Below are 18,299 nucleotides of genomic sequence, written 5' to 3' on the forward strand. Positions count from 1 at the left end.
ATGGTACTGCAGGGGGGACCCTGTGGGAGAGTAGGACGCCGCCGAACAATTATTCCGGGAAAGCCCCGTGCCCTTGTGGCACGGGGCTTTTCTGCGTTCTGAGCGTCTAGGGTCGGACCATGCGCTACGAACTGGTCATCTTCGACAACGACGGCGTGCTCGTCGACAGTGAGCCGATCTCCAACACCGTGCTGGCCGGCTACCTCACCGAGCTCGGCCACCCCACCTCGTACGACGAGTCCCTCCGCGACTACATGGGGGCCGCCATCCACCGGGTCCACGACCTCGTGGAGGAGCGGACCGGCCAGAAACTGCCCGAGGACTTCGACGAGGAGCTCCACCGGCGCACCCTCGACGCGTTCCAGCAGGAGCGGCTGGCCGCGGTCGAGGGAGTCGACGAGCTGCTGGGCTCGCTCGTCGCCGACGGCGTCGCGTACTGCGTCGCCTCGTCCGGAAGCCACCAGAAGATCGCGGCAGGGCACCGGAACACCGGCCTCGACCAGTGGTTCGAGGAGGAGTGGATCTTCAGCTCCGAGGATGTGGGGCAGGGAAAACCGGCCCCGGACCTGTTCCTCCACGCCGCCGAACGGATGGGCGTCGCCCCCGAGCGGTGTGTCGTGATCGAGGACAGCCCGCTCGGCGTCGAGGCGGCCCGCGCCGCGGGGATGGACGTGTACGGCTTCACGTCGATGATGCCGGCGGACCGGCTCAGCGGAGTCACCGGGCACTTCTCCGACATGGGGCAGCTTCCCCAACTCCTCGCCTGATCCGTCTACCCAGCGGTAGATCCGGGCTCTACGCTCGCGGCCATGACGGATGCGCGGTTGCGGTACGGCAGGGCCTCGCTCGCTCTGAGCTTCCTGGCGCAAGGGGTGACCTTTGCGCTCCTCGTGACGCGCATCCCCGCCATCCAGGACCGGTACGGGATATCCGACGGGCTGCTGCCCGTCTTCCTGGCCGCCGTTCCTGTCCTGGCGGGGGTCGCCAGCGTGGTCACCGAGAAGGTGGTCGCGCGGGTGAGGCCCGGGGTCGTGCTCAGGTGGGCGCAGCCCGTGGTGATGGTGGCCCTGCTCGGTGTGGGTGCCGGCACCGAGGTCTGGCAGGTCGCCGTCGCGCTCGGTGTCTTCGGGCTGGCCGTCGGGGCGCTGGACGCCTCGATGAACATGATGGGCGTCAGCCTTCAGCGCGCGTACGGGCGCAGCATCATGCTCGGTTTCCACGCCGCGTACAGCCTGGGCGGTATCGCCGGGGCGTCGATGGCGTGGGCCGGTGCGCACTGGGACCTGTCGCTGCTGGTGTCCTATCTTCCGGCGGTGGTCGTCCTGCTGCCCGCGGTCCTGATCGGGAGCCGTTGGTACGCGGAGGGGAGGACGGCCGGCGACGCGGTCGCGCCCGGGCGGGCCCAGGCCGCGTCGGTGCCGTTCCGGCTGCTGCTGCCGCTGTGTCTGGTGATGGCGTTCGCGTACATCGGGGACTCGACGGTCTCCAACTGGAGTGCGAAGTACCTTCAGGACGTCCTGGGCGGCTCGGAGCAGCTGGCGACGGTCCCGTACAACGTCTACATGGTGACGACGCTGCTGGGGCGGGCCGTCGGTGACCTCGGGGTGCGCCGGTTCGGGGCGGTCGCCGTGGTGCGGGGCGGGAGTGTGCTGGCCGCCGTGGGGTTCGGTGTGGTGGCGGTGGCGCCGGGGGCCTGGTGGGGGATGCTCGGCTTCACGCTGCTGGGGCTGGGGCTCTGTGTGATCGTGCCGCAGACCTTCGCCGCCGCGGGGCGGATGTTCCCCGGGGCGAGTGATGTGGCCGTGGCCCGGCTGAACGTCTTCAACTACGTGGGTTTCCTCGTGGGGTCGCCGCTCGTGGGGGCGCTCGGGGACGCGTGGAGTTACCGCGGCGCGATGCTCGTGCCCATGGTGCTGGTCCTGGCGACGCTCCTGTACGCCCGCTCGTTCGGTGCGGAACCCGCCCGATACGGTGGCGGGCATGAGCGGGCGCGCGCAGCTGATGTGGGATGAGGCAGTAACGGGATACGACTTCGGGTCCAGTCACCCCATGGATCCGGTCAGACTCGCTCTGACGATGGGCCTGGTGCGGGCGTTCGGGCTGGACGGGGCGGTCGACGTCCGGTCGGCGAAGTCCGCCGGGGACTCCACGCTGCGGCTCGTGCACCGTGAGGACTACGTGGCTGCCGTCCGGTCCGCGTCCGCGGCCCCGGGGTCCGCCGACCAGACGTACGGGCTCGGGACGGTCGACGATCCCGCCTTCGCGGGGATGCACGAGGCGTCCGCGCTCATCGCCGGGCTCTCGGTGGGGGCCGCGGAGGCGGTGTGGCGGGGGGAGAGCCGGCACGCGGTGAACTTCACGGGCGGGCTGCACCATGCGATGCCGGGGGCGGCCTCGGGATTCTGTGTGTACAACGATCCGGCGCTCGCCATCGCCCGGCTGCTGGAGCTGGGCGCGGAGCGGGTGGCGTACGTCGATGTGGACGTCCACCACGGGGACGGGGTGCAGGCGGCGTTCTGGGAGGATCCGCGGGTTCTCACCGTGTCGCTGCACGAGCATCCGCGCACGCTGTTCCCGCAGACCGGGTGGCCGGAGGAGACCGGTGCCGGGGCGGGGGAGGGCGGGGCCGTGAACGTGGCGCTGCCGGCGGGTACGGGTGACGCCGGGTGGCTGCGGGCGTTCCACGCGGTCGTGCCGGAGCTGCTGGAGGACTTCCGGCCGCAGGTGCTGGTGACGCAGCACGGGGCCGATACGCATGCCGAGGACCCGCTGGCACATCTCGCGGTGTCGCTGGACGCCCAGCGTGCCGTCATGACGGCATGTCATGAGCTCGCGCACGCCTACGCCGAGGACGGGCGCTGGGTGGCGCTGGGCGGAGGCGGTTACGCGGTGGTGGACGTGGTGCCGCGGTCCTGGACGCATCTCGTGGGGATCGCCGCGCATGCGCCGGTGGAGCCGGAGTCCGTGATTCCGGCGTCGTGGCGGGACGAGGTCTACGCCCGTACACGGCAGTTGGGCCCTGCCCGGATGACCGACGGCCGGACGCCGTCGTGGAAGCCGTGGGAGGACGGGTACGACCCCGCGGACCGGCTGGACCAGGCGGTGCTGGCGACCCGTCGGTCGGCGTTCCCGCTGCGGGGGCTGCTGGCCTGAGAGGGCGGGTTACGCCAACGGGTGGGCGGTATGCGGGTTCCGGCCCCGGGCCGCCCCGGGTGCGGGAGCATCGGGAGGGTGTTGAGCACCGGAGCGCTGCGCGCTCATCTGCTGGCGGCGCGGCTCGCGGGGCCCGTGGCCACGCCGCGGGAGACCAGTCTGCGGAGTTATCGGCTGTTCGCGGCGAGGGATCCCCGTGTACTGCTCGGGCTTGATCCCGACCGCGCCTGGGGTGAGCGTGATCTGCTGCGGCTGATGGCCGACAAGTGTGGTGTCTCGGGCGACCCCGGTCATGTGTCGGGCCCGGACGTGATCGACCCGGAGCGGACCCTGGCCGCCCTGGAGGCGTTCGCGCGGAGGCTCGCGGGGGCTGCGGAGAGGCGGGCCCCGGTGTTGTTCGGCACGGGGCATCCGCATCGGCTTCTCGGGTTCTACGCGGGGCTGGCGGACGCGTTGTCGGCGGCCGGCTGCGTGGTGCTCACCCCGGCGCAGGGCCGAAGTGTCGACATGGCGACTCGATTCGGCGTACGCACGTACAGCCTCGACTACGTACAAGGTGTCGCGCTGGTGCGCGAACCGGGCGTGCGGACCGCCGGGAGTGCGACCGGCGCGCACACCCACTCGCCGCTTCCGGTCCGGGCGGTGCTGGAGGAGGCGGTGAAGGCCGGGGGGCCGGTGCCGGAGCTGGTGGTCGGGGACCACGGCTGGGTCTGCGGGGCAGGTCAGCTGGGTATCGAGGCCATCGGGCTGGCTGATACGGACGACCCGGCGTTGTTCGTGGGTGAGGCGGAGGGGCGGGTGTCCGTCGCCGTTCCGCTCGACGACGGGGTGCGGTCGGACCACTACCGCCCTCTCACCCGGTATGTACTCGATCGAGCGGGTTTGGCCCGGTAGGCGGCCGATCGTCTCACCTCTTCCCCACTCGCATCATGCGCCCCTAATCTGGGGAGTGAGCGCACAACGACGAAGAGTCACCGGAGGGGAAGCCGGTGCGCGTCTCGTGCGGAAGGTACAGGTGGGTCATGGCTGCTGACAGTGAGAGGCCTCTCAACGAGGTCAGGTTTCTGACCGTGGCGGAAGTCGCCTCGGTCATGAGGGTGTCGAAGATGACCGTGTACCGCTTGGTGCACAGCGGTCATCTGCCGGCGATCAGGGTGGGAAGGTCCTTCCGGGTCCCGGAGCAAGCGGTTCACGAGTACCTTCGCGAGTCCTTCGTGGGGGTGGAGTCGGCCTGACATTGCCCTCGGATTACGCCCCTCACCCGGTGGCGGGTAGGCTAGGCCGACGTAGGTCGTGTGGGCCCAGACGCCCCGCACCAGTGAAGAAGAAGTGAGCGAGGGTAGTCGTGGGCTCTGTTATCAAGAAGCGGCGCAAGCGGATGGCCAAGAAGAAGCACCGCAAGCTGCTCAAGCGCACGCGCGTTCAGCGTCGCAACAAGAAGTAGGCGAACGCAGTTCGTGAGTCCGGGGCCCTCCCGCCGTCATGGCGGGAGGGCCCCGGTGCGTTCCGGGACGGGGCCGGGTTCCTGCGTCGTGCGGCGGATCCGGTGGTATTCGCGCCATCGGTTCGGTAAAGCCTGCCTGGGGTCATCACAGGGCAACATCCACCGACTACGGTGACGGCCAGGGGAAGACCCCGTTCGGTGAACGATCGACGGAAGGCGCTGATCTTGGGGAAGATCGTGCTCGTCACAGGTGCGGCCCGCCAGCTGGGAGGCCGCTTCGTGCGGCGCATCCACCGCGATCCCGGTGTGGACCGGGTGATCGCCCTGGACGCGGTCACGCCCGGGCACCAGCTGGGTGACGCGGAGTTCGTCCTGGCGGACATCCGGCAGTCGGCCATCGCCCGGATCCTCGCCGAGCATTCCGTCGACACCGTCGTGCATCTGGACGTCTCGGCGAAGGCGTCGGGTGCGGGCGGCCGGACGACGGTCAAGGAGACCAACGTCATCGGCACGATGCAGCTGCTCGGCGCCTGCCAGAAGTCCCCGGCCGTCCAGCGTCTCGTGGTCAAGTCCAGCACGAACGTCTACGGCTCCGCGCCCCGCGACCCCGCGGTCTTCACCGAGACGACGCCGCCCAAGTCCCTGCCCAGCGGGGGCTTCGCCAAGGACGCGGTGGAGGTCGAGGGGTACGTCCGCGGATTCGCGCGCCGCAGGCCGGACGTGGCGGTGTGCGTGCTGAGGTTCGCGAACATCCTGGGGCCCGAGCCGGACTCGCCGCTCGCCGACTACCTGACGCTGCCGGTCCTGCCGACGGTCCTCGGGTACGACCCCCGGCTGCAGTTCGTCCACGAGGACGACGTGGTCGACGTACTGGAGATCGCCGCCCGCGAGCCCCGGCGCGGCACCCTGAACAGCGGCACGTTCAACATCGCGGGTGACGGTGTGCTGCTGCTGTCGCAGTGCTCGCGCCGGCTGGGACGGCCGACCGTGCCGGTGCTGCTGCCGGCCGTCACCTGGGTGGGGACGGCGCTCCGTACGATCGGGATGACGGACTTCTCGCCGGAACAGATCCGGCTGCTCACCCACGGCAGGGTCGTCTCGACGGTGCAGATGCGCGAGACGCTCGGGTTCCGGCCCAGGTTCACCACGGCCGAGACCTTCGCGGAGTTCGCGCGGAGCCGGGGGCCGGGGCTGCTTCCTCCCGAGCGGGTGGGCAGGGCGGTCGGGAGACTCGCCGAGCTCCCGCTCGGCGGGGGGCAGGCCGGCACGACACATTCGACTCACGGCGCCAGGTAGAGGAGCGCGACCGACGATGGCGGACGCCAAGGTCATTCCCTTCGACGACGATCGTTCGCGCTCCGGCGCGGCGCGGCGCAGAGGCGTGCCGCCGGGTGGCGGCCGGGGGCCGGTGGCTGCCGGTCCTGCGCCCGTGAGCGCCCTGCCGGGCGGTCAGGTGCCGGAAGGGGCCGCCGAGGCCGCTGGTGGGGCCCCACAGGACGGTGACGCGGGTTCCGGGAGCGGTTGGGACCGGCGGATCGCGGGCGGGCTCGCGTTCCTGCGGCGCCGGCTCACGGGCGATTACGACGTCGACGAGTTCGGCTACGACAAGGAGCTGACCGACCAGGTCCTCATGTCGGTGCTGCGGCCGCTCGCGGACAAGTACTTCCGGGTCGAGGTGAAGGGCATCGAGAACATCCCGTCCGACGGCGGGGCGCTCGTCGTGGCCAATCACTCCGGGACGCTGCCGCTGGACGGGCTGATGCTGCAGGTCGCTGTCCACGACAACCACCCGGCCGAGCGCCATCTGCGGCTGCTCGCGGCCGATCTCGTCTTCATGCTCCCTGTGGTCAACGAGCTGGCGAGGAAGGCCGGGCACACCCTCGCGTGCGCGGAGGACGCGGAGCGGCTGCTGCAGGGCGGCGAGGTCGTCGGGGTGATGCCGGAGGGATTCAAGGGCATCGGGAAGCCGTTCGGCGAGCGGTACAAGCTCCAGCGTTTCGGGCGGGGCGGGTTCGTCTCGACGGCGCTGCGGGCCGGGGTGCCGATCGTGCCGTGCTCGATCGTCGGGGCCGAGGAGATCTACCCGATGATCGGCAACTCGAAGACGCTGGCGCGTGTCCTGGGGGTCCCGTACTTCCCGATCACGCCGACGTTCCCGTGGCTGGGGCCGCTGGGCGCGCTGCCGCTGCCGACGAAGTGGACGATCCAGTTCGGGGAGCCGATTCCCACGGACGGGTATCCGCCGGAGGCGGCGGAGGACCCGATGCTGATGTTCAACCTGACGGACCAGGTGCGGGAGCAGATCCAGCACACGCTCTACAAGCTGTTGGTGCAGCGCCGGTCGGTCTTCTTCTGAGGGCGTGGTCCGACGCCTCGTCCGTACGGCCGACGGCATGAGTGAGGGGCGGCCCGGCTCGGGCCGCCCCTCACTCATGTGCGCCTACGGTTCGACGTCCTTGCTGTCGATGCCCAGACCGGGCAGCAGGCCCGGGAGGAGCGGCGGCAGGGTGACGTCCGGTGAGGGGGCGGTGCCGGAGGTGCCGCCGGGTGAGGACGGGGCGGTGCCGTCCGTCGGGAGGTCCTCCAGCAGGCCGTCCGTGCCGCCGTCGAGCAGTCCGTCGGCCGGGCCGCTGTCGGAACCGGAGGGCTCCGGGGAGGTGCTCGTGGACGCGCTGTCGTCCGGGGCCGCGGAGGACTCGGGGGCTTCGCGGCCCGTGGGCGACGAGCGTCGGTCCCCCTGTGTGGAGTCGGCGGGAGGTTCGCCCTTCTCCGTGCCCGGTGCGCGGGGAAGCAGGGACTTCAGGGGGGCGACCTCCTGGTCCATGGCCTCGAACACGGAGCTGACCTTGTCGCTGATGTCGGTCAGCTGGACGGGCAGCCGGTCGCGGAGGCTGCTCCAGGTCGAGCGGTGCGAGCGGGAGAAGGTCTCCAGCGTCTGGATGGGGCCGATGGCGCCGTCGCGCTCGTAGGCGGAGTGGAGCAGGCGGTGGCCCTCGGTGGCGTCGTGGGTCATGCCGTCGAGGGCGCGTCTGACCTCACCGATCGACTCGTGGTCCATCGAGCCGGAGCGGCCGCGCTCCATGAGCCGGCGGGCTTCGCTGAGACGGGTCGACGCCTGGTCGAGGTAGGCCTCGCCCCGGTCGGCGTCGTTGCTGGCCATGCCGCGGCTGATGTCCTCCATGCCCCGCTTGAGCGGGTAGAGGGAGTCACCCGGCAGGGCGTCGGAACTGGCAGCTGCCACTCCGCCGAACGCTCCCGCGGCGACACCGACCGTGAGCCCGCCCGCGGTGAGGCCCTTCGCCCAGCGGGAGCGGGGACGCAGCCTCCGGATCGGGGAGGCCCGGTGGGCTCCCTTGCTCCGCTGTTCGGGCACGGTAGGGCCCGTGGACGCACCACCTTCGGCGAACATGGTCTCCATGGCGGCGACGAGCTGGGCTCGCTGCACCACTTTGACTTCGGGATCGAATTGCGGCTCCGGTAGTTCGCCGAGGCCGTTCGCCAGGGCCAACAGCGGTCCGTGGTCGGCCGGTTCGGCCGGTTCCTCGGGCTGTACGGCCGCCGCACCCTTGGGGGACTGCTCCTCCAGGGCCTGGGCGAAGGCGTTCGCCCGCCGGTGTGCCGATACGTTTGCGATCACTGGCGGCACCTCCTCTCGTCATGACGGTCGACTCCCCTGAGGGTCCGGAAGGTTGCCCACCGGAGACGTTTCCACACGATCGAGCGAGTGGAAACGGTCAGGTGTGGCGACAGGGGGCCTGCATGCGGCACAACGAGTGGCGCGGCAGTTGGGTTACGGACTGAGGATGATCCGATCGGTGTGTCACGAACACGTCACGGATGGTGACGTCAGCGGGCGTCGTCCGGCAGAAGTCGTGCGAGCGTGCGCACGGCTCGGTACTGCAAGGTTTTGATCGCGCCCTCGTTCTTCCCCATGACCCGGGCGGTCTCGGCGACCGAGAGGCCCTGCAGGAACCGCAGGGTCACGCACTCCTGCTGCTGTGGGTTCAGTCGCCGTACGGCTTGCAGGAGTGCGGCGTTGGAGAGGGACTCCAGGACGGAGTCCTCCGGGCTCCGCGCGACCTCGTTGGCGTCGAGCATTTCGCCGGTGGTCACTTCCAGCCGGAAACGACTGGATTTGAAGTGGTCGGCGACCAGGTTCCGAGCGATCGTGACCAGCCACGCACCGAAGTCGCGGCCCTGCCAGGTGAAGGTGGAGATGCGACGGAGCGCGCGCAGGAACGTCTCGCTGGTGAGGTCCTCCGCCGTCGCCTTGCCTCCCACGCGGTAGTAGATGTACCGGTACACGGTGTCGCTGTACTGGTCGTACAGGCGGCCGAAGGCTTCGGCCTCGCCGGCCTGCGCGCGCTCGACGAGATCCATCATGCGCGCGCTGTCGCTGTCGGCCGTCGGCCGACGGGCGGGAGCCGACGGCGCAGCGGTCGTGGTGGCGCGGTTGCCGCGTCTTCCGACGGCCGCGCTGCGTTCGGCCAGGGCGTAACAAGGGCCGGCAGGTACAGGGGTGGCAAATTGGGGGACGGCGTACGCGGTGGGGACGAAGCCGCGCAAGAGGTCGAGGACCGTTGCGCGGAGCGTAGCCAGGCCCGAGGTGTCAACCCCGACGTGTGGGTACACGGGACTCCCAGAGGCAGAGCTTCCATCACGTGCAGATCGGGAACCGTCACTCGTGGTAGCGGGTGACGGGCTCCTTGTGCGTCTGAGGAGAATAACGCTTCGTACAGGCGGTGCTACACCCAGTTGCTCAAATCACCGATTACGTCGCTTCCGTAACCTCTAAGTGACGGATCAAGTGGCACATCGTGACCACTAATTGATCGAATACCTTCGGGATCTGTATGTGGTGGCGACGGGTTGTGGTCGCCGCCACGCAACGCGACTGGCCGGAGCGATGGGTGTCCCCGCCCGGTGTTCCGCTCTCGATTGGGTGTACGCCTCCGGGCGCGCCGCCCGGCACGCGCCGAGGCCCCGTACGGAGGTGCGTACGGGGCCTCGGTGGTGCGGGAGCGGGGTCAGCGGCGGCGGCGGTGGAGTGCCACGGCCGCGGCCGTGCCGCCGGCCAGGGCGCCTACGCCCGCCGCGGCCGGGATGCCGACCTTGGCGGCCTTGCGGCCGGTGCGGTAGTCGCGCAGCCGCCAGTCCAGCGAGCGGGCGTGCTTGCGCAGTTTCGAGTCCGGGTTGATCGCGTACGGATGACCGACCAGGGACAGCATCGGGATGTCGTTGTGCGAATCGCTGTAGGCCGCGCAGCGTTCCAGGTCCAGGCCCTCGGCGGCCGCGAGCGCGCGTACCGCCTCGGCCTTCGCCGGGCCGTGCAAGGGTTCGCCGACCAGCCGGCCCGTGTAGACGCCGTCGACCGACTCGGCGACGGTGCCCAGGGCGCCGGTGAGGCCGAGGCGCCGGGCGATGATCGTGGCGGTCTCCACCGGGGCGGCGGTGACCAGCCAGACCCGCTGGCCCGCGTCGAGGTGGGCCTGCGCCAGGGCGCGGGTGCCGGGCCAGATGCGGTCGGCCATGTACTCGTCGTAGATCTCCTCGCCGATGGACATCAGCTCGGAGACGCGGTGGCCCTTGACGATGGACAGGGCGCTGTCGCGGGCGTCCTGCATGTGCTCCGGGTCCTCGACGCCGGCCAGCCTGAACCAGGCCTGCTGCCAGGCGAACCGGGTCAGTTCGCGGCGCTGGAAGAACTTGCGCTTGTACAGGCCGCGGCCGAAGTGGAAGATCGCGGCGCCCTGCATCACGGTGTTGTCGAGGTCGAAGAAGGCGGCGGCCCGTGTGTCCCCGGCCACCGGGAACGCGGGCTCTCCGGTGTCCTCGGGGGTGCCCGACAGTTCTTCGGCGCCGGTGGGGAGTGCCGACTTCTGTGCGGCCTCGGCTGCGGCCTCGCCTGCGAGCACGCTGCGTGCCGTGGCGGGGCGCCTGCGGGGGGTGAGCCATCCAAGAGCGGCCATGTCGTGAGCATAGCCATTCGGTCCGTCTCTTCCCGACCCGGCGGGATGCGGCGGTGTGAACTCTCCGGAACCGGGGCGTTAAACGGGTGATTCCGCGCACTCGCCGGGTCCGTCCGGGTTCGGGGCGAGGCGCAGAATGAAGGTATGAGTCCTCTGTTGCGTCGTACGAAGAAGAAGCCGGCGGACCGGGTGGTGACCCTCGTGGGGAAGCCGGGATGTCACCTCTGTGACGACGCGCGGCTGGTGGTCAGCGCGGTCTGCGAGGAGACCGGGGCGTCCTGGGTGGAGAAGGACATCACGCGGGACGAGGCGTTGCACCAGGAGTACTGGGAGCAGGTCCCGGTGGTCCTGATCGACGGAGAGCAGCACACCTTCTGGCGGGTGGACCCGGCGCGGCTGCGCACGGCCTTGCGTACGTGAGGGGGCTTCCTCCGTGAAACCCGGTTAACATCATGGGCGTTTTGAGTGGTCTCGGGGGCATGGACATGAGGAGTGTGTACCGTCTTGCCCCCTTCGGGCCTGCAACGGGCTGATGGCGCGCCCGGTTCCGGGATCGTGCAGGGAATATGCGTGACCCCGGTCACTTTGACCGGACAAAACGGACACTATCTTTGTGCACGCGTTCACAAAGACATAGCCTGCTGTCGACGGGGCGGTCATAGGACATACGGCCGCCTGCAGCCCCGCTCATCCCGCAGGAGCACCGTGGCAACTGGCCGAACTCACCGACCGGCGACCCGTAGCCGAGGAATTCCCGAGGCCACCGTCGCCAGGCTTCCGCTGTATCTCCGCGCACTGACGGCGCTCTCCGAGCGCTCGGTTCCGACGGTTTCCTCCGAGGAACTCGCCGCGGCGGCGGGAGTCAATTCCGCCAAGCTGCGCAAGGACTTCAGCTATCTGGGCTCCTACGGCACGCGTGGTGTCGGGTACGACGTCGAGTATCTCGTCTACCAGATCTCCCGCGAGCTCGGGCTCACCCAGGACTGGCCCGTCGCGATCGTCGGCATCGGTAACCTCGGCGCGGCCCTCGCCAACTACGGCGGGTTCGCCTCGCGTGGTTTCCGGGTCGCGGCCCTGATCGACGCCGATCCCGCGATGGCGGGCACGCCGGTGGCCGGGATCGCCGTCCAGCACACCGACGACCTGGACCGGATCATCAGCGACAACGGTGTGTCCATCGGCGTCATCACCACCCCGCCCGGCGCGGCGCAGCAGGTCTGCGACCGGCTCGTCGCCGCGGGTGTCACCTCCATCCTGAACTTCGCGCCGACGGTGCTGTCCGTGCCCGACGGTGTCGACGTGCGCAAGGTCGACCTCTCGATCGAGCTGCAGATCCTCGCCTTCCACGAGCAGCGCAAGGCCGGCGAGGAGGCCGCCGCCGACGGCAGGACGGCCGTGGACCCGGACACCGAGGAGGCGCCGCCGATGCGTGCGACGCCCGCGGGCCGGAAGGGACCTGACGGGGACATGCCCGCCGTGATGCCGGCATGAGTCTCCTGGTCGTAGGGCTGAGCCACCGCAGTGCCCCCGTCTCCGTGCTGGAGCGGGCGGCTCTGGCGGCCGATGCCCGGACGAAGCTGCTTCAGGACACCCTCGCCGCGGAGCCCGCGACCGAGGCCGCCGTCCTGGCCACCTGCAACCGCATCGAGCTGTACGCGGACGTGGACAAGTTCCACGCGGGTGTCGCCGAGCTGTCCACCCTGCTCGCGCGGCACAGCGGGGTCGGGCTGGACGAGCTCACTCCCTATCTTTATGTGCACTACGAGGACCGGGCCGTCCACCACCTCTTCTCGGTGGCGTGCGGGCTGGACTCGATGGTCGTCGGCGAGGGCCAGATCCTCGGCCAGATCAAGGACGCGCTGGCGGTGGGGCAGGAGCTCCACACCGCGGGGCGCCTGCTGAACGACCTCTTCCAGCAGGCCCTGCGTGTCGGCAAGCGCGCCCACAGCGAGACCGGGATCGACCGGGCCGGCCAGTCGCTGGTCACGTTCGGCCTGGAGCAGCTGGCCGACGGCGCCGATGTCGACGCCTGGGCGGCCGGGAAGCGCGCGCTGGTGATCGGCGCGGGCTCGATGTCCTCGCTCGCCGCCGCCACCCTGGCCCGTGCGGGCGTCGGCGAGATCGTCGTCGCCAACCGGACCCGCGCCCGTGCAGACAGGCTCGTGGAGATCCTCGGCCAGGCCGGTGTCCCGGCGGCGCGAGCCGTGGAGATGACCGGGGTCGCGGACGAACTGACACGTGCCGACGTCGTCGTGTCCTGCACCGGCGCGACCGGCCTCGTGCTGACCGCCGAGGCCGTCGCCGCCGCGCTCGGTGTGGACTTCGACAGCGCGGCACGGGCGCCCGAGGCCCCCGCCGCCACGCTGTCCGACGAGCTGGACCAGCACGCGGCGTGGGTGGAGAACGGGTCCGCGACGTCTGCCGCGCAGGACCGGGCCGTGCGCCGGGTGCCCGCCCGGCCGGCCGCCACCGGTCCTGTCCGGCTCCACCTGCTCGACCTCGCGATGCCGCGTGACATCGACGGAGCGGCCCACCGTGTCGCCGGTGTGCGCCTCGTCGACATCGAGTCGCTCGCCGAGGCGTCCGCGGACGCCCCGATGGCCGCCGATGTGGACCAGGTGCGCACCATCGTCGCCGACGAGGTCGCGGCCTTCGGAGCCGCGCAGCGCGCCGCCCACATCACTCCGACCGTCGTCGCCCTGCGCACCATGGCCGCCGATGTGGTGGCCGGCGAGATCGCGCGGCTCGACGGACGCCTCCCCGACCTGGACGAGAAGCAGCGCGCCGAGATCACGCAGACCGTGCGCCGCGTCGTCGACAAGCTCCTGCACGCGCCCACCGTGCGGGTCAAGCAGCTCGCGAGCGAGCCCGGCGGCGCCGGGTACGCCGATGCGCTGCGGGAACTCTTCGACCTCGACCCGCAGACGGTGGCCGCCGTCTCACGGGCAGACCTGAACGACCCGAATCGAGGGCGGTCATGACCGAGAACTCTCCCCTGGGCGGGGAGACCACCACACCCCTGCGGCTAGGCACCCGGCGCAGCAAGCTCGCCATGGCGCAGTCCGGCATGGTTGCCGACGCGGTCCGCGAGGTGACCGGGCGTGCCGTCGAGCTCGTCGAGATCACCACGTACGGCGACATCTCCCGGGAGCACCTGGCGCAGATCGGCGGGACCGGTGTGTTCGTCGCCGCCCTGCGCGAGGCGCTGCTGAGCGGCGAGGTGGACTTCGCCGTCCACTCGCTCAAGGACCTGCCGACCACGCAGCCCGAGGGCCTGGTCCTCGCCGCCGTGCCGCCCCGCGAGGACCCTCGCGACGCACTGGTGGCGCGGGACGGTCTGACGTTCGGGCAGCTGCCCGCCGGTGCCCGCATCGGCACCGGTTCGCCGCGCCGCATGGCGCAGCTCAACGCGTACGCCCGCTCGCACGGTCTCGACATAGAGACCGTCGCGATCCGCGGCAACGTCGATACGCGTATCGGTTTTGTACGAAGCGGGGAGCTGGACGCGGTGGTACTCGCCGCCGCCGGGCTCAGCCGCCTCGGACGCACGGACGAGGTCACCGACTTCCTGCCGGTCGACACCGTCCTGCCCGCTCCCGGCCAGGGAGCACTGGCGGTCGAATGCGCTGAAAGCAGCGCTGACCTCGCCGCAGCACTCGCCGAGCTCGACGACCCGTACACCCGGATCGCCGTGACCGCCGAGCGCGCCCTGCTCAACGCCCTGGAGGCCGGCTGTTCCGCACCTGTGGGTGCGCTGGCCGATCTCTTGGCCGAAGGGCAGGTTGTCAACGAACTGCGCCTGCGCGGTGTCGTCGGTTCGACCGACGGTACTTCCCTGGTGCAGCTGTCCATCACCGGTCCCGTCCCCACGTCGCACGACGACGCGGCGGCCCTCGGTCGCGAGCTCGCGGCCGAGATGCTCGCCAAGGGTGCGGCCGGTCTTATGGGGGAGCGAGCACTTTGAGCCCCACCGGCCCTGTCGTATCCGACTTCCCTGTCCTGTCCTCAGGGCATGTCACCTTCCTCGGCGCCGGTCCCGGCGACCCGGGACTGCTGACTCTGCGCGCCGTCGAGGCGCTTGCGAGCGCGGACGTCCTTGTGGCCGAACCGGACGTTCTCGACGTCGTTCGCTGCCATGCGCGGGCAGGGGTAAGCACGCCTGAGATGACGGTTGTTGACGTGGCGTCAACACCCGCCGGAGTACCCGTCCTCAGGGATGCCGCCAATCTTGTCATGGAGGCAGCGAAGGGCGGCAGGCGGGTGGTGCGTGCCGTCACGGGCGACCCCGGTCTGGACGGCAACACGGGCGCCGAGATGCTCGCCTGCGCTGCCGCGGGTGTGCCTTTCGAGGTCGTGCCCGGCATCGCGAACGCGGTCGGTGTGCCCGCGTACGCCGGTGTGCCGCTGCGTGACGCGCAGGGCGCCGACGTGCGCTTCGTCGACGCGCGTACCGCTTCGGACCGCTGCTGGTCCGAGGTCGGCGCGAGCGACGCGACGGCCGTCGTGTCGACGTCGCTCGACTCGGTCGCCGCGGCCGCGGGTGAGCTGGTCTCGGCCGGGCGCAAGCCCGACACCCCGCTCACGGTCACGATCGCCGGTACGACGACCCGCCAGCGCACCTGGACGGCAACTCTCGGGACGATCGCCCAGGTCCTGAAGCAGGCGAAGGTCCTCCCGTCGCCGGACGGGCACCTGCCCGTCATAGCCGTGGTCGGGGAGCGCAGCTCCGCGGCCCAGCGCGACCAGCTCGCGTGGTTCGAGTCCAAGCCGCTGTTCGGCTGGAAGGTGCTCGTGCCGCGTACGAAGGAGCAGGCGGCTTCGCTCTCCGACCAACTGCGTTCCTACGGTGCCGTGCCGCACGAGGTCCCGACGATCGCCGTCGAGCCGCCGCGTACGCCCCAGCAGATGGAGCGGGCGGTCAAGGGTCTGGTCACGGGCCGGTACGAGTGGATCGCGTTCACCTCGGTGAACGCGGTGAAGGCCGTGCGGGAGAAGTTCGAGGAGTACGGGCTCGACGCCCGTGCCTTCGCCGGGATCAAGGTCGCGGCCGTCGGTGAGCAGACCGGTGCGGCTCTGGTCGACTTCGGTGTGAAGCCCGATCTGATGCCGTCCGGTGAGCAGTCCGCCGCGGGTCTGCTGGAGGACTGGCCGCCGTACGACCCGGTCTTCGACCCGATCGACCGGGTGTTCCTGCCGCGCGCCGACATCGCCACGGAGACCCTGGTGGCCGGGCTCATCGAGCTGGGCTGGGAGGTCGACGACGTCACCGCGTACCGCACGGTCCGCGCCTCGCCGCCGCCGGCCGACACCCGTGAGGCGATCAAGGGCGGCGGTTTCGACGCGGTGCTCTTCACCTCGTCCTCGACCGTCCGCAACCTGGTCGGTATCGCGGGCAAGCCGCACAACGTGACGGTGATCGCCTGCATCGGTCCCGCCACGGCGAAGACGGCCGAGGAGCACGGCCTGCGGGTCGACGTCCTGTCCCCGGAGCCGTCGGTCCACAAGCTGGCCCAGGCGCTGGCGGACTTCGGTGCGCAGCGCCGGGACGCGGCGAAGGAGGCCGGTGACCCGGTGACCCGGCCGAGCGAGCGTCGCCCGGGTGCGCGGCGTCGCCGGACGACCACCTGATCCGGCGGGCAGCGGATTCGTGGGCCCGGTCGCTTCCTCGGGGGAAGCGGCCGGGCCCTTCGCGTACCCGGTCCCGGGGCGCTCCGGCCTCAGACCGGCTTGTGCCACACCGAGATGTGGCCGCCGGAGTCCTGGGTGAACGGTGTCCCCTCCCAGTCGGCGACCCGGCGTTCCAGCCGGAGCCCGGCGATCTTCGCCATGAGGTCGAGTTCCGCCGGCCAGGCGTAGCGCTGGCGGCAGCTGCCGCGGCGGTAGCCGCCGTCTTCCTCGCGGGTGAAGTGGTGCGAGACGAGGAGCTGTTCGACCAGGTCGAAGGTGTCGAAGCCGAGGTGCCGCTCGGAGACGTCGAACGGCACCGCGGTCTGCGTGGGTGGCAGGAGCCGCAGCGGTGGCACACCGAGCTCGACGACGAACCGGCCGCCGGGTTCCAGGTGGCGTGCTGCGTTGCGGAAGCACTCGACCTGCTCGTCCTGGGTGAGCAGGTTCGAGATGGTGTTGTAGACGACGTAGACCAGCGAGAACGTGCCGGGAACGACGGTGGTGGCCATGTCCCCGACGGTGACCGGGAGCCGGTCCGCGTCGATCTTGCGTCGTAGGACGGCTGCCATGTGCTCGGAGAGTTCGATGCCGGTCACGGGTACGCCGCGTTCACGGAGCGGGATGCCGACGCGGCCGGTCCCGATGGCGAACTCCAGGGCCCGACCGTCGCCGGCGAGTTCGGAGAGGAAGTCGAGGGTCGGTCCGAGGAAGGCGGCGGTGGATCTCGGCGCCTCTTCGGTGTCGTAGCGGTCGGCGGTCGCGTGGTCCCACAGTTCGCTGCTCGTCACGGGCGGGCACTCTGCCGGGTTCCCGGGGGTGCTGTCGACGTGTTTTCCGTCCGGTGCCGTGTCAGGGCGGTCGGACCCGGCCTTGTTTTTTCCGGCTGGGCTGTCGGTAAACCGGTGATGTGTGCGGGTCTAGGCTCGAAGGATGACCGATTACGGAAACTTCCCCGGCTCGCGGCCCCGCCGGCTGCGGACGACCCCCGTCATGCGGCGCATGGTCGCCGAGACCCGGCTCGACCCTGCGAACCTGATCCTGCCCGCGTTCGTGCGCGAGGGCATCGACGCCCCGGTCGCGATCTCGGCCATGCCGGGTGTCCAGCAGCACACCCTGGACACGCTGCGGAAGGCCGCTGTGGACGCGGTCGCGGCGGGCGTCTCGGGGATCATGCTCTTCGGTGTCCCGCTGGACGAGAAGAAGGACGCCAGGGGCACGGCGGGCACCGATCCTGAGGGCATCCTCCAGGTCGGCCTGCGGGCGGTGCGGGAAGAGGTCGGCGACGACCTCGTGATCATGTCGGACCTCTGTCTGGACGAGTACACCGACCACGGCCACTGCGGGGTGCTGACCGAGGACGGCCGCGTCGACAACGACGCCACGCTGGAGCGGTACGCCGAGATGGCCCAGGTCCAGGCGGACGCGGGTGCGCACGTGGTGGGCCCCAGCGGCATGATGGACGGCCAGGTCGGAGTGATCCGTGACGCGCTGGACCAGACGGGCCACGAGGACGTGTCGATCCTCGCCTACACCGCGAAGTACTCCTCGGCCTTCTACGGTCCGTTCCGCGAGGCGGTCGGCTCCTCGCTCCAGGGCGACCGCAAGACGTACCAGCAGGACCCGGCGAACATCCGCGAGTCGCTGCGCGAGCTGGCGCTGGACCTGGAGGAGGGCGCCGACATGGTCATGGTCAAGCCCGCCGGGCCCTACCTGGACATCCTCGCCAAGGTCGCCGACGCCGTGGACGTGCCGGTCGCGGCGTACCAGATCAGTGGTGAGTACGCCATGATCGAGGCCGCCGCCGAGAAGGGCTGGATCGACCGGGACGCGGCGATCCTGGAGAGCCTGACGGGCATCCGGCGCGCGGGTGCGCGGATGATCCTGACGTACTGGGCGACGGAGGTCGCGCAGAAGCTCGGGCGCTGACGGCCCGGCACAGAGTCTCGGAGGCGGGTCACGACAGGTCGTGGCCCGCTTCCGGCTGTCACGGACGCGGCGGCGTGAAACCCGGTGCTCGAAGCTCGGACTCCGAGCGCCGGGACTCGGGGGCCGGGCTTCGGGAGGGG

18 protein-coding genes are annotated in these 18,299 nt (G+C 70.7%); 14 read left to right on the top strand and 4 right to left on the bottom strand.

Translation table 11 applies throughout. The features are described 5' to 3' along the window. Positions 1 to 119 precede the first annotated feature (119 nt). The 8 genes from IA22_RS0117230 (at position 120) to IA22_RS0117265 (ending at position 6,953) form a co-directional block, all read left to right on the top strand. A complete protein-coding gene (locus tag IA22_RS0117230) occupies positions 120 to 767 on the top strand; it encodes an HAD family hydrolase (protein ID WP_014155575.1) in 648 nt (215 codons plus the stop codon). Positions 768 to 809: 42 nt separating this feature from the next. Next, complete coding sequence (locus tag IA22_RS0117235) at positions 810 to 2,012, top strand: MFS transporter (protein WP_030124089.1); 1,203 nt, start codon at positions 810 to 812, stop codon at positions 2,010 to 2,012. Next, on the top strand, positions 1,981 to 3,153 hold the full coding sequence (locus tag IA22_RS0117240; protein WP_030124090.1) for an acetoin utilization protein AcuC: 1,173 nt from the start codon (positions 1,981 to 1,983) through the stop codon (positions 3,151 to 3,153). Before IA22_RS0117235 ends, IA22_RS0117240 begins: the two co-directional genes overlap by 32 nt. A 78-nt stretch (positions 3,154 to 3,231) precedes the next feature. Continuing rightward, positions 3,232 to 4,047 carry a phosphatase gene (locus tag IA22_RS0117245; protein ID WP_014155578.1) on the top strand — a complete coding sequence of 272 codons (816 nt, stop codon included), beginning with the start codon at positions 3,232 to 3,234 and terminating at the stop codon, positions 4,045 to 4,047. 128 nt (positions 4,048 to 4,175) lie between these two features. Beyond that, positions 4,176 to 4,388, top strand: a complete 213-nt coding sequence (locus IA22_RS0117250; RefSeq protein ID WP_030124091.1) for a helix-turn-helix domain-containing protein — start codon at positions 4,176 to 4,178, stop codon at positions 4,386 to 4,388. Between the two features lie 110 nt (positions 4,389 to 4,498). Further along, positions 4,499 to 4,597 (top strand): 30S ribosomal protein bS22, encoded by a 99-nt coding sequence (locus IA22_RS35265; RefSeq protein WP_003948845.1) that lies wholly within the window; start codon positions 4,499 to 4,501, stop codon positions 4,595 to 4,597. 225 nt (positions 4,598 to 4,822) lie between these two features. Beyond that, the gene (locus IA22_RS0117260) at positions 4,823 to 5,893 is read left to right on the top strand and encodes an NAD-dependent epimerase/dehydratase family protein (protein ID WP_030124092.1); all 1,071 of its coding nucleotides are present in this window, start codon (positions 4,823 to 4,825) and stop codon (positions 5,891 to 5,893) included. A gap of 16 nt (positions 5,894 to 5,909) precedes the next feature. Further along, positions 5,910 to 6,953 carry a lysophospholipid acyltransferase family protein gene (locus IA22_RS0117265; protein ID WP_014155581.1) on the top strand — a complete coding sequence of 348 codons (1,044 nt, stop codon included), beginning with the start codon at positions 5,910 to 5,912 and terminating at the stop codon, positions 6,951 to 6,953. A gap of 84 nt (positions 6,954 to 7,037) precedes the next feature. Here IA22_RS0117265 and IA22_RS0117270 read toward each other — a convergent pair whose 3' ends face one another. From IA22_RS0117270 to IA22_RS0117280, 3 genes are all read right to left on the bottom strand, one after another. Continuing rightward, positions 7,038 to 8,234 carry a DUF5667 domain-containing protein gene (locus tag IA22_RS0117270; RefSeq protein WP_030124093.1) on the bottom strand — a complete coding sequence of 399 codons (1,197 nt, stop codon included), beginning with the start codon at positions 8,232 to 8,234 and terminating at the stop codon, positions 7,038 to 7,040. 209 nt (positions 8,235 to 8,443) lie between these two features. Further along, complete coding sequence (locus IA22_RS0117275; protein ID WP_014155583.1) at positions 8,444 to 9,229, bottom strand: ECF subfamily RNA polymerase sigma factor, BldN family; 786 nt, start codon at positions 9,227 to 9,229, stop codon at positions 8,444 to 8,446. Positions 9,230 to 9,624: 395 nt separating this feature from the next. Beyond that, entirely contained in the window at positions 9,625 to 10,566 is a 942-nt protein-coding gene (locus tag IA22_RS0117280; protein WP_030124094.1) for an HAD family hydrolase, read from the bottom strand. Positions 10,567 to 10,710: 144 nt separating this feature from the next. Between IA22_RS0117280 and IA22_RS0117285 the strand changes: the two genes are divergently transcribed. The 5 genes from IA22_RS0117285 (at position 10,711) to IA22_RS0117305 (ending at position 16,194) form a co-directional block, all read left to right on the top strand. Continuing rightward, positions 10,711 to 10,986 (top strand): glutaredoxin family protein, encoded by a 276-nt coding sequence (locus IA22_RS0117285; RefSeq protein WP_015577649.1) that lies wholly within the window; start codon positions 10,711 to 10,713, stop codon positions 10,984 to 10,986. 285 nt (positions 10,987 to 11,271) lie between these two features. Beyond that, positions 11,272 to 12,057, top strand: a complete 786-nt coding sequence (locus IA22_RS0117290) for a redox-sensing transcriptional repressor Rex (protein ID WP_014155586.1) — start codon at positions 11,272 to 11,274, stop codon at positions 12,055 to 12,057. Continuing rightward, a complete protein-coding gene (locus IA22_RS0117295; protein WP_030124095.1) occupies positions 12,054 to 13,547 on the top strand; it encodes a glutamyl-tRNA reductase in 1,494 nt (497 codons plus the stop codon). The genes IA22_RS0117290 and IA22_RS0117295 overlap by 4 nt, the downstream gene beginning before the upstream one ends. Next, positions 13,544 to 14,530 (top strand): hydroxymethylbilane synthase, encoded by a 987-nt coding sequence (gene hemC, locus IA22_RS0117300; RefSeq protein WP_014155588.1) that lies wholly within the window; start codon positions 13,544 to 13,546, stop codon positions 14,528 to 14,530. Before IA22_RS0117295 ends, hemC begins: the two co-directional genes overlap by 4 nt. After that, positions 14,527 to 16,194, top strand: coding sequence for a bifunctional uroporphyrinogen-III C-methyltransferase/uroporphyrinogen-III synthase (locus tag IA22_RS0117305; RefSeq protein ID WP_014155589.1), 1,668 nt, complete (start codon positions 14,527 to 14,529; stop codon positions 16,192 to 16,194). The genes hemC and IA22_RS0117305 overlap by 4 nt, the downstream gene beginning before the upstream one ends. 89 nt (positions 16,195 to 16,283) lie before the next feature. On the opposite strand, the gene IA22_RS0117310 is transcribed toward IA22_RS0117305, so the two are convergent. Beyond that, entirely contained in the window at positions 16,284 to 17,021 is a 738-nt protein-coding gene (locus tag IA22_RS0117310; RefSeq protein WP_030124096.1) for a class I SAM-dependent DNA methyltransferase, read from the bottom strand. Positions 17,022 to 17,163: 142 nt separating this feature from the next. Here IA22_RS0117310 and hemB point away from each other — a divergent pair, with 142 nt between their 5' ends. Next, positions 17,164 to 18,159: a porphobilinogen synthase gene (gene hemB, locus IA22_RS0117315; protein ID WP_014155591.1), complete on the top strand. Its 996-nt coding sequence runs from the start codon at positions 17,164 to 17,166 to the stop codon at positions 18,157 to 18,159. Positions 18,160 to 18,299: the final 140 nt, after the last annotated feature.

Source organism: Kitasatospora papulosa, assembly GCF_000717245.1.
In the GTDB taxonomy this organism is placed as follows: Bacteria; Actinomycetota; Actinomycetes; order Streptomycetales; family Streptomycetaceae; genus Streptomyces; species Streptomyces papulosus.